This is a genomic window from Acidovorax sp. K2F (genome assembly GCF_025246485.1).
Classification (GTDB): Bacteria; Pseudomonadota; Gammaproteobacteria; order Burkholderiales; family Burkholderiaceae_C; genus Acidovorax; species Acidovorax delafieldii.
Map to the genome: position 1 here is coordinate 1 of NZ_JAOBSQ010000053.1, position 17,468 is coordinate 17,468.

19 protein-coding genes are annotated in these 17,468 nt (G+C 60.2%); 4 read left to right on the top strand and 15 right to left on the bottom strand.

Annotation, left to right across the window (positions count from 1 at the left end; genetic code table 11):
- Positions 1 to 249 precede the first annotated feature (249 nt).
- Positions 250 to 1,347, top strand: a complete 1,098-nt coding sequence (gene ribD, locus N4G42_RS21055; protein ID WP_260668591.1) for a bifunctional diaminohydroxyphosphoribosylaminopyrimidine deaminase/5-amino-6-(5-phosphoribosylamino)uracil reductase RibD — start codon at positions 250 to 252, stop codon at positions 1,345 to 1,347.
- A gap of 126 nt (positions 1,348 to 1,473) precedes the next feature.
- Positions 1,474 to 3,375, top strand: coding sequence for a ribosomal protection-like ABC-F family protein (abc-f, locus tag N4G42_RS21060; protein ID WP_260668592.1), 1,902 nt, complete (start codon positions 1,474 to 1,476; stop codon positions 3,373 to 3,375).
- Between the two features lie 80 nt (positions 3,376 to 3,455).
- Here the strand turns inward: abc-f and N4G42_RS21065 are convergent, their stop codons facing one another.
- The 7 genes from N4G42_RS21065 to N4G42_RS21095 all read right to left on the bottom strand — a co-directional run bounded on the left by N4G42_RS21065 (position 3,456) and on the right by N4G42_RS21095 (position 9,954).
- A complete protein-coding gene (locus N4G42_RS21065) occupies positions 3,456 to 4,562 on the bottom strand; it encodes a chemotaxis response regulator protein-glutamate methylesterase (RefSeq protein WP_099729194.1) in 1,107 nt (368 codons plus the stop codon).
- Positions 4,563 to 4,577: 15 nt separating this feature from the next.
- Complete coding sequence (cheD, locus tag N4G42_RS21070; protein ID WP_056065769.1) at positions 4,578 to 5,327, bottom strand: chemoreceptor glutamine deamidase CheD; 750 nt, start codon at positions 5,325 to 5,327, stop codon at positions 4,578 to 4,580.
- Between the two features lie 30 nt (positions 5,328 to 5,357).
- Complete coding sequence (locus N4G42_RS21075) at positions 5,358 to 6,263, bottom strand: CheR family methyltransferase (protein ID WP_056065766.1); 906 nt, start codon at positions 6,261 to 6,263, stop codon at positions 5,358 to 5,360.
- Between the two features lie 103 nt (positions 6,264 to 6,366).
- Complete coding sequence (locus N4G42_RS21080; protein ID WP_015015794.1) at positions 6,367 to 6,855, bottom strand: chemotaxis protein CheW; 489 nt, start codon at positions 6,853 to 6,855, stop codon at positions 6,367 to 6,369.
- A gap of 55 nt (positions 6,856 to 6,910) precedes the next feature.
- On the bottom strand, positions 6,911 to 9,055 hold the full coding sequence (locus tag N4G42_RS21085; protein WP_056065762.1) for a chemotaxis protein CheA: 2,145 nt from the start codon (positions 9,053 to 9,055) through the stop codon (positions 6,911 to 6,913).
- Between the two features lie 40 nt (positions 9,056 to 9,095).
- Positions 9,096 to 9,458 (bottom strand): response regulator, encoded by a 363-nt coding sequence (locus N4G42_RS21090; RefSeq protein WP_260668597.1) that lies wholly within the window; start codon positions 9,456 to 9,458, stop codon positions 9,096 to 9,098.
- A gap of 49 nt (positions 9,459 to 9,507) precedes the next feature.
- Positions 9,508 to 9,954 (bottom strand): hypothetical protein, encoded by a 447-nt coding sequence (locus tag N4G42_RS21095; RefSeq protein WP_056065760.1) that lies wholly within the window; start codon positions 9,952 to 9,954, stop codon positions 9,508 to 9,510.
- Positions 9,955 to 10,142: 188 nt separating this feature from the next.
- Between N4G42_RS21095 and N4G42_RS21100 the strand changes: the two genes are divergently transcribed.
- Together N4G42_RS21100 and N4G42_RS21105 are read left to right on the top strand one after the other, a co-directional pair.
- A complete protein-coding gene (locus tag N4G42_RS21100) occupies positions 10,143 to 11,252 on the top strand; it encodes an ATP-binding protein (RefSeq protein ID WP_260668599.1) in 1,110 nt (369 codons plus the stop codon).
- Positions 11,249 to 11,878, top strand: a complete 630-nt coding sequence (locus N4G42_RS21105) for a response regulator transcription factor (protein ID WP_260668601.1) — start codon at positions 11,249 to 11,251, stop codon at positions 11,876 to 11,878. The genes N4G42_RS21100 and N4G42_RS21105 overlap by 4 nt, the downstream gene beginning before the upstream one ends.
- 9 nt (positions 11,879 to 11,887) lie before the next feature.
- Here N4G42_RS21105 and fliR read toward each other — a convergent pair whose 3' ends face one another.
- The 8 genes from fliR to N4G42_RS21145 all read right to left on the bottom strand — a co-directional run bounded on the left by fliR (position 11,888) and on the right by N4G42_RS21145 (position 16,846).
- A complete protein-coding gene (gene fliR / locus N4G42_RS21110; protein ID WP_260668603.1) occupies positions 11,888 to 12,658 on the bottom strand; it encodes a flagellar biosynthetic protein FliR in 771 nt (256 codons plus the stop codon).
- A 125-nt stretch (positions 12,659 to 12,783) separates the two neighbouring features.
- Positions 12,784 to 13,053, bottom strand: a complete 270-nt coding sequence (gene fliQ / locus N4G42_RS21115) for a flagellar biosynthesis protein FliQ (protein ID WP_060984667.1) — start codon at positions 13,051 to 13,053, stop codon at positions 12,784 to 12,786.
- Between the two features lie 11 nt (positions 13,054 to 13,064).
- A complete protein-coding gene (fliP, locus tag N4G42_RS21120) occupies positions 13,065 to 13,769 on the bottom strand; it encodes a flagellar type III secretion system pore protein FliP (protein WP_260668604.1) in 705 nt (234 codons plus the stop codon).
- Between the two features lie 70 nt (positions 13,770 to 13,839).
- A complete protein-coding gene (locus tag N4G42_RS21125) occupies positions 13,840 to 14,205 on the bottom strand; it encodes a FliO/MopB family protein (RefSeq protein WP_260668605.1) in 366 nt (121 codons plus the stop codon).
- 7 nt (positions 14,206 to 14,212) lie between these two features.
- The gene (gene fliN, locus N4G42_RS21130) at positions 14,213 to 14,653 is read right to left on the bottom strand and encodes a flagellar motor switch protein FliN (protein WP_110961878.1); all 441 of its coding nucleotides are present in this window, start codon (positions 14,651 to 14,653) and stop codon (positions 14,213 to 14,215) included.
- Entirely contained in the window at positions 14,643 to 15,647 is a 1,005-nt protein-coding gene (fliM, locus tag N4G42_RS21135) for a flagellar motor switch protein FliM (RefSeq protein ID WP_015015805.1), read from the bottom strand. The genes fliN and fliM overlap by 11 nt, the downstream gene beginning before the upstream one ends.
- A gap of 22 nt (positions 15,648 to 15,669) precedes the next feature.
- Positions 15,670 to 16,263, bottom strand: coding sequence for a flagellar basal body-associated protein FliL (gene fliL / locus N4G42_RS21140; RefSeq protein WP_110961877.1), 594 nt, complete (start codon positions 16,261 to 16,263; stop codon positions 15,670 to 15,672).
- Positions 16,264 to 16,456: 193 nt separating this feature from the next.
- Positions 16,457 to 16,846: a flagellar hook-length control protein FliK gene (locus N4G42_RS21145; RefSeq protein WP_260668606.1), complete on the bottom strand. Its 390-nt coding sequence runs from the start codon at positions 16,844 to 16,846 to the stop codon at positions 16,457 to 16,459.
- Between the last annotated feature and the right edge of the window lie 622 nt (positions 16,847 to 17,468).

The following is a 17,468-nucleotide window of genomic DNA, read 5'->3' on the forward strand; positions in this document are numbered from 1 at the left end:
CTCGACTATAGCACGGTTTACAACAGGCAGCAGGGTAAACCCAGGGATTAGCCCGTCTCAGCCCCGCTCATGCGATTGGAGATTCAGTCCCGCAGGCCCGTCACCGCGGCATCCAAGGCATCCAGGAACAGGAAAGCCACGCTCTTTCTGGCGGTCTCCATAGGCGTTGCGTCAACAGCCATCTCGCGAACGTCGCGTAAGCTGCTGTGACTACAACCCGTACCAGTCGCTTTTTCATCGACACCAACCATGACGGATTACACCAAGGCGGCATTGGATCTTGCCAATGAGGCTCTCTACAGGACATCGCCCAACCCCCGCGTGGGCTGTGTGCTCGTCGACCACGACGGCACCATCATTGGCCAGGGGTCCACCCAGCGCGCGGGGGGGCCACATGCGGAGGTGATGGCTCTACGCGACGCAGAGCAGAGGGGCTATTCCCCTCAAGGTGCTACCGCCTACGTCACGCTAGAACCTTGCTCACACCACGGACGTACGGGTCCTTGCTGCGATGCACTCATTAAGGCAGGTATCGCCAAGGTCGTCGCATCGATTGCCGACCCCAACCCCGCAGTGGCGGGCAATGGGTTTGCGCGCCTGCGTGCGGCGGGGGTAGCTGTAGAGGTAGGGCAACTGGCGGAAGCATCCAGGGAGCTGAACCTGGGATTTTTCAGCCGGATGATTCGAAAAACGCCCTGGGTCCGCCTGAAAGCAGCCGCCTCGCTCGACGGTGTGACCGCCTTGCCCAATGGAGCAAGCCAATGGATCACCGGTCCCGCCGCCCGTACCGACGGACATGCATGGCGCGCAAGGGCTTGCGCGGTGTTGACCGGCATTGGGACCGTACTCGCAGATAACCCACGACTGGATGTGCGGGATGTACCCACCGATCGGCAACCCTCACTCGTTTTGGTGGATAGCGAGCTAGCTGTTCCTCTGGATGCCTTGATTTTCGCAGCGAACCGGTCGGTCTATATCTACACAGCCTTCGTACACGAGAAAAAACGCAGAGCGCTCGAAGCCCTTGGCGCCACCGTGATCACAATGCCGAATAGTGCCGGCAAGGTGGACTTACCTGCGATGGTGCAAGACCTCGGGCGCAGGGAGATCAATGAACTGCACGTGGAAGCAGGTTACAAGCTCAATGGTTCGCTGCTGCGCGAAGGACTGGTCGATGAACTACTGGTCTATCTCGCCCCCAAGCTGATGGGCGAGGGTATGGGATTGGCCCAGATAGCTCCCTTGGCGACACTTGCAGAGGCACATGCCCTCAGCTTCCATACGGTAGACAGGATCGGGGAAGACCTGCGCGTCCTTGCACGCTTGCAGGGGCGCGACAGATTCTGAAGAAATCGCTGCGTAACTGATCGCGGAATTTTCCGCCAATCAAAGTTGCGCCCGACCGGCTGTCACTCCATCATGTGACTGGCGCAAAAAAATCCCGCCAGAGCGCGACACGGATAATCCCGCTCTATGGCACTTATCACCTTACTGGACGCCCAACTCGCATTTGGGCATGTTGCACTGCTGGATCACGCCGGCTTTTCCCTGGAGACCGCTGAGCGGGTTGGCCTGATTGGCCGCAATGGTGCGGGAAAGTCTTCCCTACTCAAAATCCTGGGAGGACTTGCCAAGCCGGATGATGGCTCTTTGCAAGTTCAGCAGGGGGTACGCATTGCCTTCGTCGCACAGGAGCCGACGTTAGACCCCGATGCCACCATTTTCAAGGCAGCCTCCGAAGGCCTGCAACGCGTGATCGCTATCCGCGATCAATACCTCTCGGGAGCGGACGGACTGGATCTGGATGCATTGCAATCGGAGATCGAGGCCTACGACGCCTGGAACTGGGAGCAGCGTGTAGAAGAAACCCTGCAGAGGTTGCATCTCGACCCGGAAGCCGTGGTCGGAGCACTCTCTGGCGGCACCAAAAAACGCGTGGCGCTGGCGCAGGCGCTGGTGGCACGCCCTGACGTGTTGCTGCTCGACGAACCCACCAACCACCTGGATCTGGACTCCATCGAGTGGCTGGAAGACCTGCTGCTGGACTTTCCGGGCAGCGTCGTGACCATCACCCACGACCGGTCGTTCCTTGACCGTGTGGCCACCCGCATCGTGGAGCTGGACCGCGGTCAATTGCGCTCCTACCCCGGTAACTTTGCTCAATACCAGATTCAGAAAGAAGAGCAGTTGGCGCAGGAGGCAGTGATCGCCGCCAAGGCCGACAAGCTCCTGGCACAAGAAGAAATCTGGATTCGACGTGGCGTGGAAGCGCGCCGCACCCGCAGCCAGAGCCGTATCAGCCGCTTGGAACAGTTACGCGCCCGGCGGGAGGCCCGCCGTGAGGTCGTTGGCAGTGTGCGCATGGATGTCGCCACCGGAAGCTCCAACGGCTACCAGGGCAAGATCGTGGCGGAACTGCAAGGAGTGAGCAAAGCCTTCGGCGACAAAACCATCGCTCACAATTTCTCCGGGACGATACTGCGCGGGGACAAAGTGGGCCTGATCGGCCCGAACGGCGCCGGTAAAACCACTCTGCTCAAGATGATCTTGGGCGAACTGCAGGCCGACAAGGGCACTATCCGGCAGGGAGCGAACCTGCAAGTAGCCTACTTTGACCAGATGCGCCACGCCGTCAACCTCGACGCCACATTGGAAGATTTCATCAGCCCTGGCAGCGAATGGATCGAGATCGGCAATCAGCGCAAACACGTCAAGAGCTATCTGAGCGACTTTCTGTTCTCCCCCGCGCGCGCGCACTCCCCAGTGCGGTCGCTGTCCGGCGGGGAACGCAACCGCCTGCTGCTTGCCCGGCTGTTCGCCCGACCGGCCAATGTCCTGGTGCTGGATGAGCCCACGAACGACCTGGACATTGACACCTTAGACCTGCTGGAGGAATTGCTCGAAAACTACGAAGGCACGGTGTTCCTGGTCAGCCATGACCGCACCTTTCTCGACAACGTGGTGACCAGCACCCTCGCTTTTGAAGGCAACGGCCTGTGGCGTGAGTACGAAGGCGGCGTACAAGACTGGCTGCTCCAATCCAAACGCAGTCGGTCACTGCAAGCTGCTGCTGCAACGCCCTCCAAACCACCCACACCGGAAGTTTCTAACCTAAGCACGCCGGAGCGCACATCAAATAAGCCTGCACAGCTATCAAAAAAGAAGCTTAGTTACAAAGAGCAACGCGAACTGGATCAACTGCCTGGCCTGATCAGTGCGCTAGAGACGGAACAGAAATCCCTTCAAGACGCACTGGCCGACGGCTCACTCTTTGGTACTGACCCCACCCGCGCAGCGGCCATGACAAGCCGAGCAGCCGCCATCGACGAAGAGCTGATGACTGCGTTGGAGCGCTGGACAGCACTCTCTGAATAGGCGCCAAACCGGTTCATGGCGCGAGGCTCTGGCGGGGACACACATGGTGATGGCCCGCCGCCAGGGCTCGGTAATCGCCCTTAAATCCGGTGGTGCAGGCGGTCCGTTGTTCCGCGCAACCGGGCAATCAAGGCAGGAGCAATCTGCCCCAGCGGCAGCACCTCGTCAGCGGCACCGTGGGCAATGGCTTCCCGCGGCATGCCAAACACGATGCAGGTCGCCTCATCCTGCACATAGTTGTAGCTGCCGGCGTCTTTCATCTCCCGCATGGCAACAGCGCCATCGTTGCCCATGCCCGTGAGCATGATGCCAAACGCGTTGCGCCCCACCACCGCCGCTGCGGACTTGAAGAGTACCTCGACCGAGGGCTTGTGGCGATTGACCGGAGGGCCATCGTCCACCACCGCCACATAGTTGGCGCCACTGCGCGCCACATGGAACTGTGTGCCGCCCGGTGCGATGTAGGCATGGCCGGGCAGAATGCGCTCGCCATTCACCGCCTCCTTGACGGTAATCTGGCACAACCCGTTCAAACGGGCCGCAAAACTGGTAGTGAACCCGGGAGGCATGTGCTGGGTGATCACGATTGCGGGCGAATCCGCAGGCATCTGGACCAGCACCTCCTTGATGGCCTCGGTACCACCGGTGGACGCCCCAATGCAGATGAGCTTTTCAGTGGAAAGGCGACCCAGCAGACCAGCTGCGGGTACGGCGTGGGGCAAAGGAGTGCCCCCCACAACACTGGAGGCTGGGCCTGCATCACGCACAGGGGCGCGGCGCACTTGCGCGACGGCAGCAACGCGGATCTTGTCCACAATCTGCGCCGCCAAATCGTTGAGCCCGCTGGCCAGCCCCACACGCGGTTTGGCCACAAAGTCGACGGCGCCCAACTCCAGAGCCTTCATGGTGACCTCCGCGCCACGCTCGGTCAGCGTGGAGATCATCACTACCGGAGTGGGCCGCAGACGCATCAAGCGCCCCAGAAAATCAATGCCGTCCATGCGTGGCATTTCAACGTCCAGGGTGATGACATCCGGATCCAATTCGCGAATCATCTCGCGCGCCACCAGCGGGTCGTTGGCCGTGCCAATGCACTCCATGTCCCGCTGGCGGTTGATGATCTCTGACAGCAGACTACGGACCAGCGCCGAATCGTCCACCACGATCACCCGGATTTTCCTGCTCATTAACTCAAACCTTTATCAAAACAGATCCACAGAACCACCCGACGTGGTCTTGGCAACAGTGGCCGCGTTGCCGCGAACCTCCTGGGCCACGAGGGCTTCGGGATGGGCATGCGCCAACCGTTTCACCATCGCTTTGCCGGTCACTGGAAAGAAAACCACCTTGCGCGGATAGATGTCGAGCACGTCCTCGGAGACGATCGGAATGCGCTCAGTGTGCAAATAGTTCAACACAAAATTCGTGTTGCGCTCACCCACATTCATGGTGGTGAAGTTGTGCATCACCTGGGCCCCTCCAAAAATCTTGGCCTGCATGGTTTCACGGCGTGCACCGAGCTTGAGCATTTCATTGATCAACAGCTCCATCGCGTAGGAACCATAACGCCCGGATGCGTCCGCCAGATCGCCGTCCGGCAGCATGAAATGGTTCATTCCTCCCACACGTGCGCGGCTGTCCCACAGGCAGGCAGCGATGCACGAGCCGAGCACGGTCATGATGACCATGTTCTCATCCGACACGAAATACTCACCAGGCAGCACCTTCACCGCGTTGTGCTGGAAGTGGTGATCAAGGTAAAAAAACGAGGCCTCTCCTGGCTTGCGGCTGCGGGCCTTGAGCTCCTGCAGCGACGACTCGCGCGCGGGCCCGTTGCCAGAGCTGTAGATATCGGCGCTCAGCGGCGCAATACGCGGAGCGCGGCGCCTTTCGGAATTGCCGGGCACAGCAGCAGCATTGGAAGGGGATGAACCTGTTTGAATGTTGGTCATGGGTGCAATGTGCAGGACAACATGGACAGGTCAGCGGCGCTCATACACCGTCTTGCCACGCAGGGTGAACAGGTCTTTGGACTCGCTGAAGTTCTCGGCGTGCCCCACAAACAACATGCCACCCGGTTTGAGCACGCGGTGGATTCTTTCCAGCACGCGCCGCTGTGTAGGGGCATCAAAGTAAATCATCACATTACGGCAGAAAACCACGTCAAAGGGCTCCTTGAATGGCCAATCGTCGCGGATGAGATTCACACTCATGAAGTCGATGGCGCGCCGCAACTCCGGCTTGGCGCGGACCATGCCCGCGTTCCCGCCTTTGCCTTTGAGAAAGAATTTCTGCAAGCGCTCAGGGCTCAAGCCCTTCACACCGTCGAGCCGGTACACGCCCTGCGCCGCGGTGGCCAGCACGCGCGAATCAATGTCGCTGGCTGTCAGTTTGAAAGATGCGTTGGCGCCGAGCGCCTCCAACGCGGTGATCACGATGGAGTAAGGCTCTTCGCCCGTGGAGGCCGCGTTGCACCAGACCCGCCAGTTGGCGGAGGGCTTGGAGCGCAGGTGCGACGCAAAAATCTCGAAATGATGCTGCTCGCGAAAGAATGCCGTGAGGTTGGTGGTCAGCGCATTCACGAACTCCTGCCACTCCGGCCCGTCATGGTTCTCCAGCCAGCTCAGGTAGTCGTGAAAGCTGGTGTGCCCCGTGTCGCGCAGCCGCCGCGACAGGCGGCTGTACACCATGGCGTGTTTGCCATCATGCAAGCTGATACCAGCGCGCTGATAGATCAGCGCCTGCACACGGGCAAAGTCTGCATTGGTCCAGACAAATTCTCGCCCCTGGGCCAGAGGGCCAGAGGGCGCTACGGCTGCGGCATACGCAGGATCTACCCGGGCAGGGCCTGACCGGACTGACGCCGAAGCACTGGTGGTTTGGGCCATATTGATCGTCCGAGGGGAAGTCCTGTTCGCTCCAAAAGGTCTGCGAGCACAGCTCACAGCCTGACATGCGCCTGCGCCACCACTGGCTGCTGACTGCTACGCCTTATTCGTTGGCGGTCACCAAGCCCATGTCCACGCTGGACATGAGCTTTTCAATATCCAGCAAGATCAGCATGCGCTCGCCCACGGACCCCAAGCCCAAGATGCAGCTGTTGTCGATCGCACTCTCGATATCAGGGGCCGAACGGATGCTCTCTGGTGTCAACTCCATCACATCGCTCACCGAATCCACCACAATGCCCACCACACGGTTGCGCAGGTTGAGGATGATGACCACAGTGAAACTGTTGTAGTCCGCCTGCGCACAGTTGAACTTGATGCGCATGTCCACGATGGGAACAATCGTGCCGCGCAAATTGACCACGCCCTTGATGAAGTCTGGCGCGTTCGCAATGCGGGTGGGAGGTTCGTAGCCCCGGATTTCCTGCACCTTCAGGATGTCGATGCCGTACTCTTCCTGGTCGAGGCGGAACGTCAGATATTCACGAGCACCCGTTGGTGCAGCGTCTGCAGTTTTACCGATCACACTCATGGTGCATTCTCCTTTCATGGCGGCGCAGCGCCCCCAGGGGCGCCCGCACCTGTATCTAGTGGCGCGCCCGACGCACCAAGCCACCCGTGTCCAAAATCAAGGCCACGGTGCCGTCACCCAAAATGGTGGCGCCCGACACATTGGGCACCTTGCGATAGTTCGATTCCAGATTCTTGACGACCACCTGATGCTGGCCGAGCAACTCATCCACCAGCAAGGCCACACGGCTTCCGTCAGCCTCGACCACCACCATGATGTTGCTGGATTTGTTGAGGTCAAAGCGCGGAACCTGGAAGATCTTCTCCAGCGCGATGACAGGCATGTATTCGTCGCGCACCTTGACCAGCTGCGAGCCTTGCGCCACGGTGCTGACATCGTCCGCATTGACCTGGAACGATTCCACCACCGACGACAGGGGAAGGATGTAAACCTCTTCGCCCACCCCCACCGACATGCCATCCATGATGGCGAGCGTCAGCGGTAGGCGAACGGACACCTTCATGCCGTAGCCCTCTGCAGAATCGATCTCTACCGAGCCGTTGAGCGCTGCGATATTGCGTTTGACCACGTCCATGCCGACCCCACGGCCTGACACATCGGTCACCTCATCGGCCGTGGAGAAGCCTGGAGCAAAAATCAGCTGCCAGACATCGGCATCGCTCATCTGATCGGACACCTCGATGCCGCGCTCCTGGGCCTTGCTGAGGATCTTCTCGCGCGACAGGCCACGACCATCGTCACGCACCTCGATCACGATCGACCCACCTTGGTGCGACGCCGACAAGGTGATGGTGCCGTGCTCGGATTTGCCCTTGGCAAGACGATCGGCAGGCATTTCAATACCGTGGTCGCAGCTGTTACGCACCAAGTGGGTCAGCGGGTCGGTGATCTTTTCGACCAAGCCCTTGTCCAGTTCGGTGGCTTCACCCAGGGTCACCAGCTCCACCTTCTTGCCCAGCTTGTTCGCCAGATCGCGCAGCATGCGCGGGAAGCGGCTGAAAACGATGGACATTGGAATCATGCGGATCGACATCACCGACTCTTGGAGGTCGCGCGTGTTGCGATCCAGATCTGCCAACCCGGCCAGCAATTGCTGGTAGGCCCCAGCATCAAGGCCCCGGCTGTTCTGCGCCAACATGGCCTGCGTAATCACCAACTCACCCACCAAGTTGATCAGTTGATCGACCTTCTTCACATCCACGCGGATGGTGGTGGACTCCATCTGTGCTTGCATCGCCACCTTGGGCTCGGCGCTCGCCTTGGGCGCAGCTTTGGGAGCTTGCGCGACAGGCGCATGGGCAGCCGCCGCAGCTTCACCATGGGGTGCTCCGGGTGCGCCGTTGAAGAATCCATAAGGCGCTTCGCCCCCGGAGGTATCTACAGCAACCACGGGCTCGTCGTCCGCATCTGCGGCGGCTGCGTCACCAGAAGCGGCAGCATCACGAATCAGCACCTGGTCCTTGGAAACATGGAACGCAAACAGGTCCAGCAGATCATCGTTGGTGGACGTCGTTTCCACCGCAAAGACCCGCGTATTGGCCTGGCTGCCCGGGACATCGCGGATCGCCCCCAAACCGGGAATGTCTCGGAACAATTCTTTGATCGCGTCGGCCTGCTCGGGGCGGTCCAGTGGCCCGATCTGGATTTCCAGCTGCCGTGCCTGCCCTGGCACAACAGGCGCAGAAACCTTGGGCGCAGGAGCCGGGGCTGCTGCCACCGGCGCGGGTGCAGGAGGAGGCGGCGCTGCGACCACAGACGCAGCATCGCCGGGCACCAAGCCTGCCGCCAGGTCGCTGATTCGGCGAACCAAGGAGGTGGTGGAAACCGCCTCACCTTGTCCACCCGCCTGATGCCGTGCCAGCAGGCTGCGCGAAGCATCTGCAGACTCCAGGAGAACGTCCACCATCTGAGGGATGGGCTGCAGCTCATGGCGGCGCAGACGATCAAGCAGGGACTCCATCTGATGGGTCAGCTCGGCCACGTCAGAAAACCCGAAGGTGGCAGAACCTCCCTTGATCGAGTGAGCGCAGCGGAAGATGCCGTTGAGCTCTTCGTCGTTGGCACTGCTCAGGTCCAGATTCAGGAGCATCTGCTCCATCTGGTCGAGGTTCTCGCCCGCTTCCTCGAAAAAGATCTGATAGAACTGGCTGAGGTCGAAGTCAGCGCCTGCACCTGATCCTTCTTGATAGGTTTCCGCCATGGTGGGCTCCTGTGTACTAAATGATCTCAGTCAACCCGTCTCAGCGGATCACTTTCTGGATGACTTCGATCAGGCGATTCGGATCAAAAGGTTTCACCAGCCATCCTGTGGCGCCCGCCGTGCGGCCCGCCTGCTTCATCTGATCGCTCGACTCTGTCGTCAGGATCAGGATGGGGACGGTCTTGAATTTGGGGTGCTCGCGCAATTTGCGGGTCAACCCAATGCCATCCAGGCGCGGCATGTTCTGGTCAGCCAGCACCAAGTCGATGTTGTGCGTCTCAGCCTTTTCGAGGGCATCTTGCCCATCCACTGCCTCCACGACGTGATAGCCGGCACCAGTCAGGGTGAACGACACCATTTTGCGCATGGAAGGTGAATCATCAACGGCAAGGATCGATTGCATGTATGGCTCCAACTGACTTGAATATATAAGGTAACCAGTGATGTGAACGTCAGAACAGGTCCACCGAACCTGCATCCATCTCGCTTTGGGTGACAGGGTTCGGCCTGTCGGGCGCCATCTCCGCAAAGGGCGCGGCATCTTCACCTTCTTCGTGCCCCATGGCTTCCGAGGCCAGGCGGAAGGCACAGCCTTGTAACACCTTGGTGGTGTGCCATATCAGCTGGGAGGCCATGTCCTGGAACTGCAGTTCGGTCACCGCACTGCGCAGCGCTGTCCGCGCAGCCACGAGCTCAGGCGAATCGGCCACCACGGCATCTGTCAACATGGCATTTGCCTCACCAAACCGCTCCAGCAGATTGTCGGTGGCGTGGTTCAGCAAGCCTTCCAGGCGATGCAAGTCATGCATCACGACCAGCAAGGAGTCCTGCAACTCTGCCGCCACCATGACGGGAACCTGGACAGCAGGTCCTCCAGGCGTTGTTAGCGTAGATTGCATCGTTTCTCCATCGCAGCACGTAGCAGCAAAACACGCAAATACACAGGACTACGATAAATGCATCAGTAACCTGCCCAGGTCCCCGTGCAAACCGGCACACCCACGTCCATTGGACGCTGACGTACAAACCAACCCAACCGGACAAACACCCTTGTTTGTTCCAATTTGTATCCTATGATAGCGCTCCTATGGGCCCTGCAACACCAGACCAGACCCTTGAAATCCTCCATCTTGAAGATTCACCGGCCGATCACGAATTGGCAGCGCGTGCGTTGCGTCGATCAGGGCTCCGTTGCCACCTCCAGCGGGTTGACACCCTTTCTGAATTCCAAAGACTGACGGACACCGGCCGCTTTGACATCATCCTGGCAGATTACCGCCTGCCAGGCTTCACCGCATTGGATGCCTGGGCCCATGTGGCGCAAAAACCGCATCACCCACCTTTTGTGCTGCTTTCAGGTGCCATTGGCGAGCCCGCAGCGGTTGACGCGATGCGGCTCGGGGTAGCGGACTATCTGCTCAAGGACGATATCCAGCGCCTCCCGCATGTAATTGCCCGCACCCTGGAAGTGCACGAAGCACGCAACGCGCGCGAGCAGGCTATTGCCGAGCTGGCCACGTCGCAACGCCGCTTGGCCGAGTTGGCCGAGCATCTGCAGACCTCCATCGAGCATGAGCGGGCCGCCATCGCTCGCGAGATCCACGACGACATTGGTGGCGCACTGACCGCAGTACGCTTTGACGTGGCCTGGATAGGGCGCCACAGTACCGATCCCGCCATGCAAGAGCATGCCACCTCTGCGGTGGACATGCTGCAACACGCGATTGGCGCCAGCCAGCGCATCATGATGAACCTGCGCCCGCCCATCCTAGAACAAGGGCTGGTAGCGGCTGTCCAGTGGCTGGCGTCCAGCTTTGAGCGCAGGACCGGCATTCCCACAAAACTGCAGAGCAGCAGCGACACCATAGACTGCCCTCCCGAGATTCAGCTGGTGGCCTATCGCACCGCCCAGGAGGCATTGACCAATATCTCCAAGCACGCACAGCCTGGCAAAGTGGACATTGAGCTGTCTGACAAGGAAGGCGTTCTGACCCTGGAAGTCGCAGACAACGGCCGTGGCATGGATGCCACAGTTCGCGACAAACCCAAGGCCTTCGGCCTGAAGGGCCTTCAAGAGCGTGCACGTACCGTCGGGGGTTGGTTGGACATCAGCAGTCGTCCGGGTCAGGGCACATCGGTCATCCTCTCCGTCCCGTTACCATCTCCAGATACTTCCGCATCAGGAGACGCTCAGTGATTCATGTCGTCTTGTGCGACGACCATGCCGTTTTGCGGCGTGGCATTCGCGACACGCTTGCCGAAGCACCGGACATTCAGGTGACCGGCGAAGCGGGCGGGTATTCTGAGCTGCGTGAAGTTCTGCGCACAGCCGCCTGCGATGTTCTGCTGCTGGACCTGAACATGCCTGGCCGCAGTGGGCTGGAAGTATTGGCCAGCCTGCGCGAAACCCATTCCACCATCAAAGTGCTGGTGGTGTCGATGTACCCCGAGGATCAATACGCATTGCGCTGCCTCAAGGCAGGCGCCCAAGGCTACGCCAACAAGGCTGGCGACCCGGTGGAGCTGATTGCGGCTGTACGCACGGTGATGCAAGGGCGCAAGTACCTCACCGCCGAAGTGGCCCAGATGCTGGCCGACAGCCTGGCCCAGCCCATGCCCGAGGCCCCCCACGCGGCGCTGTCAGAACGCGAATTGCAGACCCTGGTCAAGATCGCCTCCGGTCGGCGCTTGTCGGACATTGCCGAAGAATTGATGCTGAGCCCCAAAACGGTGAGCGTGTACCGATCACGGGTTCTCGAAAAATTGAAGCTCTCGAACAACGCGGAACTGACGGTCTACGCGATCCGCAACCAGCTGGTGTAGCTGGATTGATTACCTGCCGGCAGAGAACAGATCCACCGCTTGCTGCATCAACGCCAACACCGGTTGTTCGAGCATCGGCAGTGTTGCTGCAATCCCCAGCATCCCCACCGTGAGCGTGACGGGGAAGCCCACTGCGTAGATATTCATTTGCGGCGCTACGCGCGAAATGATGCCCATGGTCAGGTTGACGAACAGTAGCAGCGCGATCATGGGCATGGCAATCCAGAGAGCGCTGGAAAACAGAGAAGCGCCCAGTTCATGCAAGCGCATCTGCCCGAGCGCCTGTAAAAAATTGCCATCCACAGGAAAGCGGTCAAAACTCTTGACCACGGCCATGAGGATCAACAGGTGGCCATTGATGACAATGAACAGCAGCATGGACATATGACCAAAAAAACGCGCCACAGCACTGATCTGTCCATTGGAGGTAGGGTCAAAGAATGAAGCGAAGTTGAGCCCCATCTGCAGTCCAATGATTTCCCCAGCCAGTTCGACCGCCGTGAACACGAGGCGGACCGAAAAGCCAATCGCTAGCCCCACAGCCACCTGCTGCGCCACCGTGCCCAGCGCCTCACGACCGTTCACGCTGATGACAGGCTGCTCGCCCAGAACACCTTGCGCGCACAAGGCCACAAGGAAAGCGAGACCGATTTTTACGCGCATGGGCACGACCCGCATGGAGAACACTGGGGCCACGGAAAACAATGCCAGCACGCGCAAAAAGGGCCACAGAATGGGAGACAGCCACGCCATGATCTGAGCTTCGGAGAAGGTGATCACGCCCCTCCTCCACCGGCGAGGCCTGGGTGCATTGACGGCCAAGGCACGGCCGCCCCCAGTGCTCGTCGCTGACTCCAGCAGCCCAGCATTGTCCTGAGGCCGCCAAGTGCCCAGATTGGCATGTGCTATCCAATCATCGACGGGATCGATTCGATTGTCCGGCGGATGAAGTCCACCAGGGTACTGAGCATCCAGGGCCCCGCAATGGCAAACACCACTATCGCTGCAATCAGCTTGGGCACAAAGGCCAGCGTTGCCTCTTGGATCTGCGTGACCGCCTGAAAAATACTGACCAACAAGCCCACCGCCATGACCACCCCGAGCACAGGCATGGAAATCATCAGCAGCAAGGTGAGGGCATCGCGCCCAATCGTCAGCACCATTTGTGAAGTCATGGCGGAATCCCTCAGGTGACGAAGCTGGCGGCCAACGAGCCAATCAGCAGGTTCCAGCCATCCGCCAGAACAAACAGCATGAGCTTGAACGGCAATGCCACCAGCACTGGCGACAACATGATCATGCCCAATGACATGAGGATGCTGGACACCACCATATCGATGACCAGAAACGGAATGAAGATCATGAAACCGATCTGAAACGCCGACTTCAGCTCACTGGTCACAAAGGCAGGCACCAACACACGAATGGGCGCAGTCTCGGCCGTCACCTTCGGGTCCAGGCGCGCGAGCCTGGAAAACAGCGCAAAGTCCGATTGCCGCGTCTGCTTGAGCATGAAGCTGCGCATGGGCGCCTCCGCCCTGTCCAACGCCTGCTCAAAGCTGATGGCGTTGTTGGTGTAGGGAACGTAGGCGTCCTGATACACACGATCAAGCGTCGGCCCCATCACAAAAAAGGTGAGGAACAACGACAAGCCAATGATGACCTGATTGGGCGGTGCCGACTGCGTTCCCAAGGCCTGGCGCAGCAGGGACAACACAATCACGATCCGGGTAAAACCCGTCATCATCAGCAACACGGCCGGCAAAAAAGACAGTGCCGTAAAGAACAGCAGGGTCTGGATGGGCACCGAGTAGCTGGTTCCAGAAGGCCCATTGCCCACCACCAGCGGCAACGCGCCGGCATTTTGAGCCCACACGGAGCTTTGCGCCATCAAGCCCACCGCGGCGACTGCCCATGGACCCAGCCGCCGAGCTCCGCGCCTTATCCGCAGAGAGACCTGCTCAGACATGGGCGGATTTCCCCGCGTCAGCCGACGCAACTCGCATCTCCTGGGCAAACGATGGGCTTGCCGGTATTGACGCGCCCCTCACGTCTTCGGCCGCCTTGCCGGCCACGGGCAGCACATGAAGGCAGCTCACCTGCTGTGCAGTCACCCCCAGGACCAGCCAGGTCCGCGCGTTCTCAGGCCCCACCTCCACCGTTACGACCCGCTGCTGGGGTCCGACGGCCACCGCAGACACCACGCGTGATGCCCCTCCGGCCGCCAGCGCTCCCGAGGACTGTCGTTGCTGAAGCCGACGCACCGCCCAGGGAAGCAAAGCCATGGCCCCCACGAACAGCACCACGACCAACAGCGTCTGGGTCATGCTCCCACTATCCACGGCTCACCCGACGCAAACGTTCCGAAGGTGTGACCACATCAGTCAGGCGGATACCGAACTTGTCGTTGACCACCACCACTTCGCCTTGGGCGATGAGGTAGCCATTGACCAGCACGTCCATGGGCTCCCCAGCCAGCGCATCCAGTTCCACCACCGAGCCTTGCGCCAGTTGGAGGATGTACTTGATAGGCACCTTGGTGCGCCCTAGTTCCACAGACAGCTGGACAGGGATGTCCAGCACCATGTTGATGTCGTTGACCGTGTCGCCACCCGTGGCGCCGGAAAACGGCCGTACAGGCTCGCCAGACAGCGGACCACCTTGCTCTGCATCGGCAGGCTTTTCATCCGTGCGCTTCTGCTCTTCCAGCGCCTCTGCCCAACCCGCAAACGGGTCGTCCGCACCAGCATCCTTGTTGTCTTCTTCAGTTGCCATTTTTCTCTCCCAGCCAGCTCATGTCCGACGTACGCAGGCACTCTTCAATGCGGATGGCGTACTTGGAATTGTGGGTTCCATACTGGCATTCAAAAATTGGAACCCCTCCGATCGACGCACGGATGCGGGGCTCGCGGTCCAGCTCAATGAAGTCACCAGGCTTCATCGCAAGCAATTGCTCCACAGTGGCATCGGCCTTGGCCAGCTCCGCTACCAGCGTGACCTCTGCAGACTGGATTTCGCGCTTGAGCACGTTCACCCAGCGACGATCCACCTCGATGGAATCGCCCTGTGTGGACGAATACAGCACATCGCGGATCGGCTCCAGCGTGGCATAAGGCATGCAGACATGGATCGCACCAGAGAGATCTCCGATTTCCAGCTGAAACGCCGTGGACACCACAATTTCGCTGGGTGTAGCGATGTTGGCAAACTGGGGCTGCATTTCCGAGCGCTGGTATTCCAGCTCCAGCGGATAGATCCCCTGCCATGCCTTCTTGTACTCAGCACAAATCACGTCAACCAGCCTGTTGATGACCCGTTGTTCCGTGGGCGAAAAGTCACGCCCCTCGATCCGGGTCTGGAACTTGCCAACCCCCCCATACAGCGTGTCGATGATGCCGAACACCAGCGACGGCTCACACACGATGAGCCCGCTGCCACGCAGGGGGCGGATGGCCACGATATTGAAATTGGTAGGGACCGCCAGCTCGCGCAGAAACGCGCTGTAGCGCTGAACGGACACTGTGCCCACCGATATTTCCGGGCTGCGCCGGATGAAGTTGAACAGGCCGATGCGGAAGTTGCGCGCGAACCGCTCGTTGACGATTTCCATCGTCGGCATGCGGCCACGAACGATGCGCTCCTGGCTGGAAATATCGTAGTTGCGGACGGCCCCTGCCTCCGCCACTTCCTCCACGGACTTCTGGCTCTCGCCCGTGACCCCTTCCAGAAGGGCATCGACCTCTTCCTGCGAAAGAAATGAATCACTCATGGCTGGTCCTTAACCTGTGGGCTCATTGGATGATGAAACTCGAAAAGAGCACCCTGCGCACAGGATTGCGCTCCGCACGCTTGCGCGCTGCTGGGCGCTCCTCGGCATCTCCGTCCTGTTCGGCAGCCGCTGCCGCCTTGGCACGCTCGCGCTCCGACGGAACTGAGTAGCCCAAGGGTCGCGAGACCTCACGCAATATGTCGTTTGCCAGCTTCTCTTTGCCCTCGCGCTGTAGCAGCTCCGAGGACGTGCGCTGGGACACCAGCATCAAAATGCCGCTGCGAATCGAAGGCAGGTACTGCTTGACCTGCTCTGCAGTTTTGGCGTCATCCACCTCCAAGGTGATGCCAATCTGTGCAAAACGATCCCCCCCTGGGTCCGCCAGATTGACCACCATGTTTTCCATGGGCAGGAAGGTGGGTGCGACTTTGGGCGACTCCTTGTGCGCTGCAGGTGCTCCACCGCCCTCTTCGTCCTCAGCGGCGTGGGACCGGCTGGAGATGAACCATGCGGCCGCCCCCCCTCCAATCACCAGCACAGCCACCACCACACCGATGATGATCAACAGCATCTTCTTGCTCTTGGCGGGTGCTGCTGCGGGAGTATTGGCTGACACGATGGAATTCCTTGCGGTATGGAGCAGGTGATACGGGCACTATCAATGTGCGAGCATCACCGGGTAGCCCATTATTGGTCGGGGGTGTAACCAATAATAGCCAGAATAAAAGCCCAAAACCATGGCATTCACCGAGCTCCCCGCCCGCGCGGATGGCGAAAGGAACTGCGGACTGACCACACTACCCCGCAAATCAAACGAAGACGTCCACCGCGCGGTCCAAAGTCCCGCCACCGCGTGCCAGAGAGGTCACCCCGGCCGGAACAGCGGACACCACTTGCGCTTGACGCGCTCCTTCGCGGGGACGCTGTTGCCCAGCCTCTCCACCACCGGAACTGTCACGCGCCGAAGTACCCACCGACATGCCAGACAGCACCAAACCCTCGCTGCGCAACAAGTCGCTCAACTGCGCCATGCTCTGGTCCAGCAGTTCCCGCGTCTGTTGCTGATCGCTGCGGAACGACACATGCGCTTCGTTGCCCGACAGGGACACTGACACCTCCACGGGATGGCCATCACGCTGCAGCGTCAACTCGGCGTTCTGCGTCTTCTGGTTCACCCAGTAGGCTACCTGCTCGGCCACTCGGTCCTCCGCACCCAGTGCATTCGGGTCCGCGAAGACGGTTGCATCGGCAAAGTTGCCCGCCTCGACCGGTGATGACGGGGATGCACCTTCTGCCCACGAGCCGCTATGGCCCGAACTCTCACCACTGGACCGCCCTCCAGCCGAGAATTCGGGCGCTCGCACCGAAGCGGCGGCGGCCAACATGCCGTCAGCCAAAGACGTGGTTCCATCGATACTGGCAGCCGCTGAGGACGCCCCCCCCGAGCGCTCCGGAGGTTGTGCCCCCGTCGATGAGGCCAGCGCGGCGCGCTCCGATACGACCTGTGAAAGCGCAGTGGACAGCGACGGGTGTCCAGAGAGTTGAGGCTTCAGTTCACCCAGTGTGCCTGGCCCCGAGCTGGCGTCACCCCCGCCTGAAACACCAGGCCGAAGAGCCGCCCCACTCTGCAACCGAGAGAACGCACGCCCAGCCACAGACAATGCGCTCGACTGCTGCACATCCTTCAGGTCTGCGGCCGAATCCAGCATTGCGGTCTCAGCCACCAAGCCTTGAGGGCGTCCAAAGGGTGTCCACTCCCCACCCCAATTTGCGGACGACGCGCCCCCCACCCCCACCCCTTGGGCTGCACTCAGGGCTGAA

Coding starts and splice junctions, on each gene's coding strand:
- N4G42_RS21085 (WP_056065762.1), bottom strand. CDS start 9,055: ATGGCGGAAACCTATCAAGAAGGATCAGGTGCAGGCGCTGACTTCGAC.
- ribD (WP_260668591.1), top strand. CDS start 250: ATGACGGATTACACCAAGGCGGCATTGGATCTTGCCAATGAGGCTCTC.
- N4G42_RS21100 (WP_260668599.1), top strand. CDS start 10,143: ATGGGCCCTGCAACACCAGACCAGACCCTTGAAATCCTCCATCTTGAA.
- N4G42_RS21075 (WP_056065766.1), bottom strand. CDS start 6,263: ATGGCCCAAACCACCAGTGCTTCGGCGTCAGTCCGGTCAGGCCCTGCC.
- abc-f (WP_260668592.1), top strand. CDS start 1,474: ATGGCACTTATCACCTTACTGGACGCCCAACTCGCATTTGGGCATGTT.
- fliN (WP_110961878.1), bottom strand. CDS start 14,653: ATGGCAACTGAAGAAGACAACAAGGATGCTGGTGCGGACGACCCGTTT.
- N4G42_RS21095 (WP_056065760.1), bottom strand. CDS start 9,954: ATGCAATCTACGCTAACAACGCCTGGAGGACCTGCTGTCCAGGTTCCC.
- N4G42_RS21080 (WP_015015794.1), bottom strand. CDS start 6,855: ATGAGTGTGATCGGTAAAACTGCAGACGCTGCACCAACGGGTGCTCGT.
- N4G42_RS21065 (WP_099729194.1), bottom strand. CDS start 4,562: ATGAGCAGGAAAATCCGGGTGATCGTGGTGGACGATTCGGCGCTGGTC.
- cheD (WP_056065769.1), bottom strand. CDS start 5,327: ATGACCAACATTCAAACAGGTTCATCCCCTTCCAATGCTGCTGCTGTG.
- fliP (WP_260668604.1), bottom strand. CDS start 13,769: ATGGCGCAAAGCTCCGTGTGGGCTCAAAATGCCGGCGCGTTGCCGCTG.
- fliM (WP_015015805.1), bottom strand. CDS start 15,647: ATGAGTGATTCATTTCTTTCGCAGGAAGAGGTCGATGCCCTTCTGGAA.
- N4G42_RS21090 (WP_260668597.1), bottom strand. CDS start 9,458: ATGCAATCGATCCTTGCCGTTGATGATTCACCTTCCATGCGCAAAATG.
- fliQ (WP_060984667.1), bottom strand. CDS start 13,053: ATGACTTCACAAATGGTGCTGACGATTGGGCGCGATGCCCTCACCTTG.
- N4G42_RS21125 (WP_260668605.1), bottom strand. CDS start 14,205: ATGACCCAGACGCTGTTGGTCGTGGTGCTGTTCGTGGGGGCCATGGCT.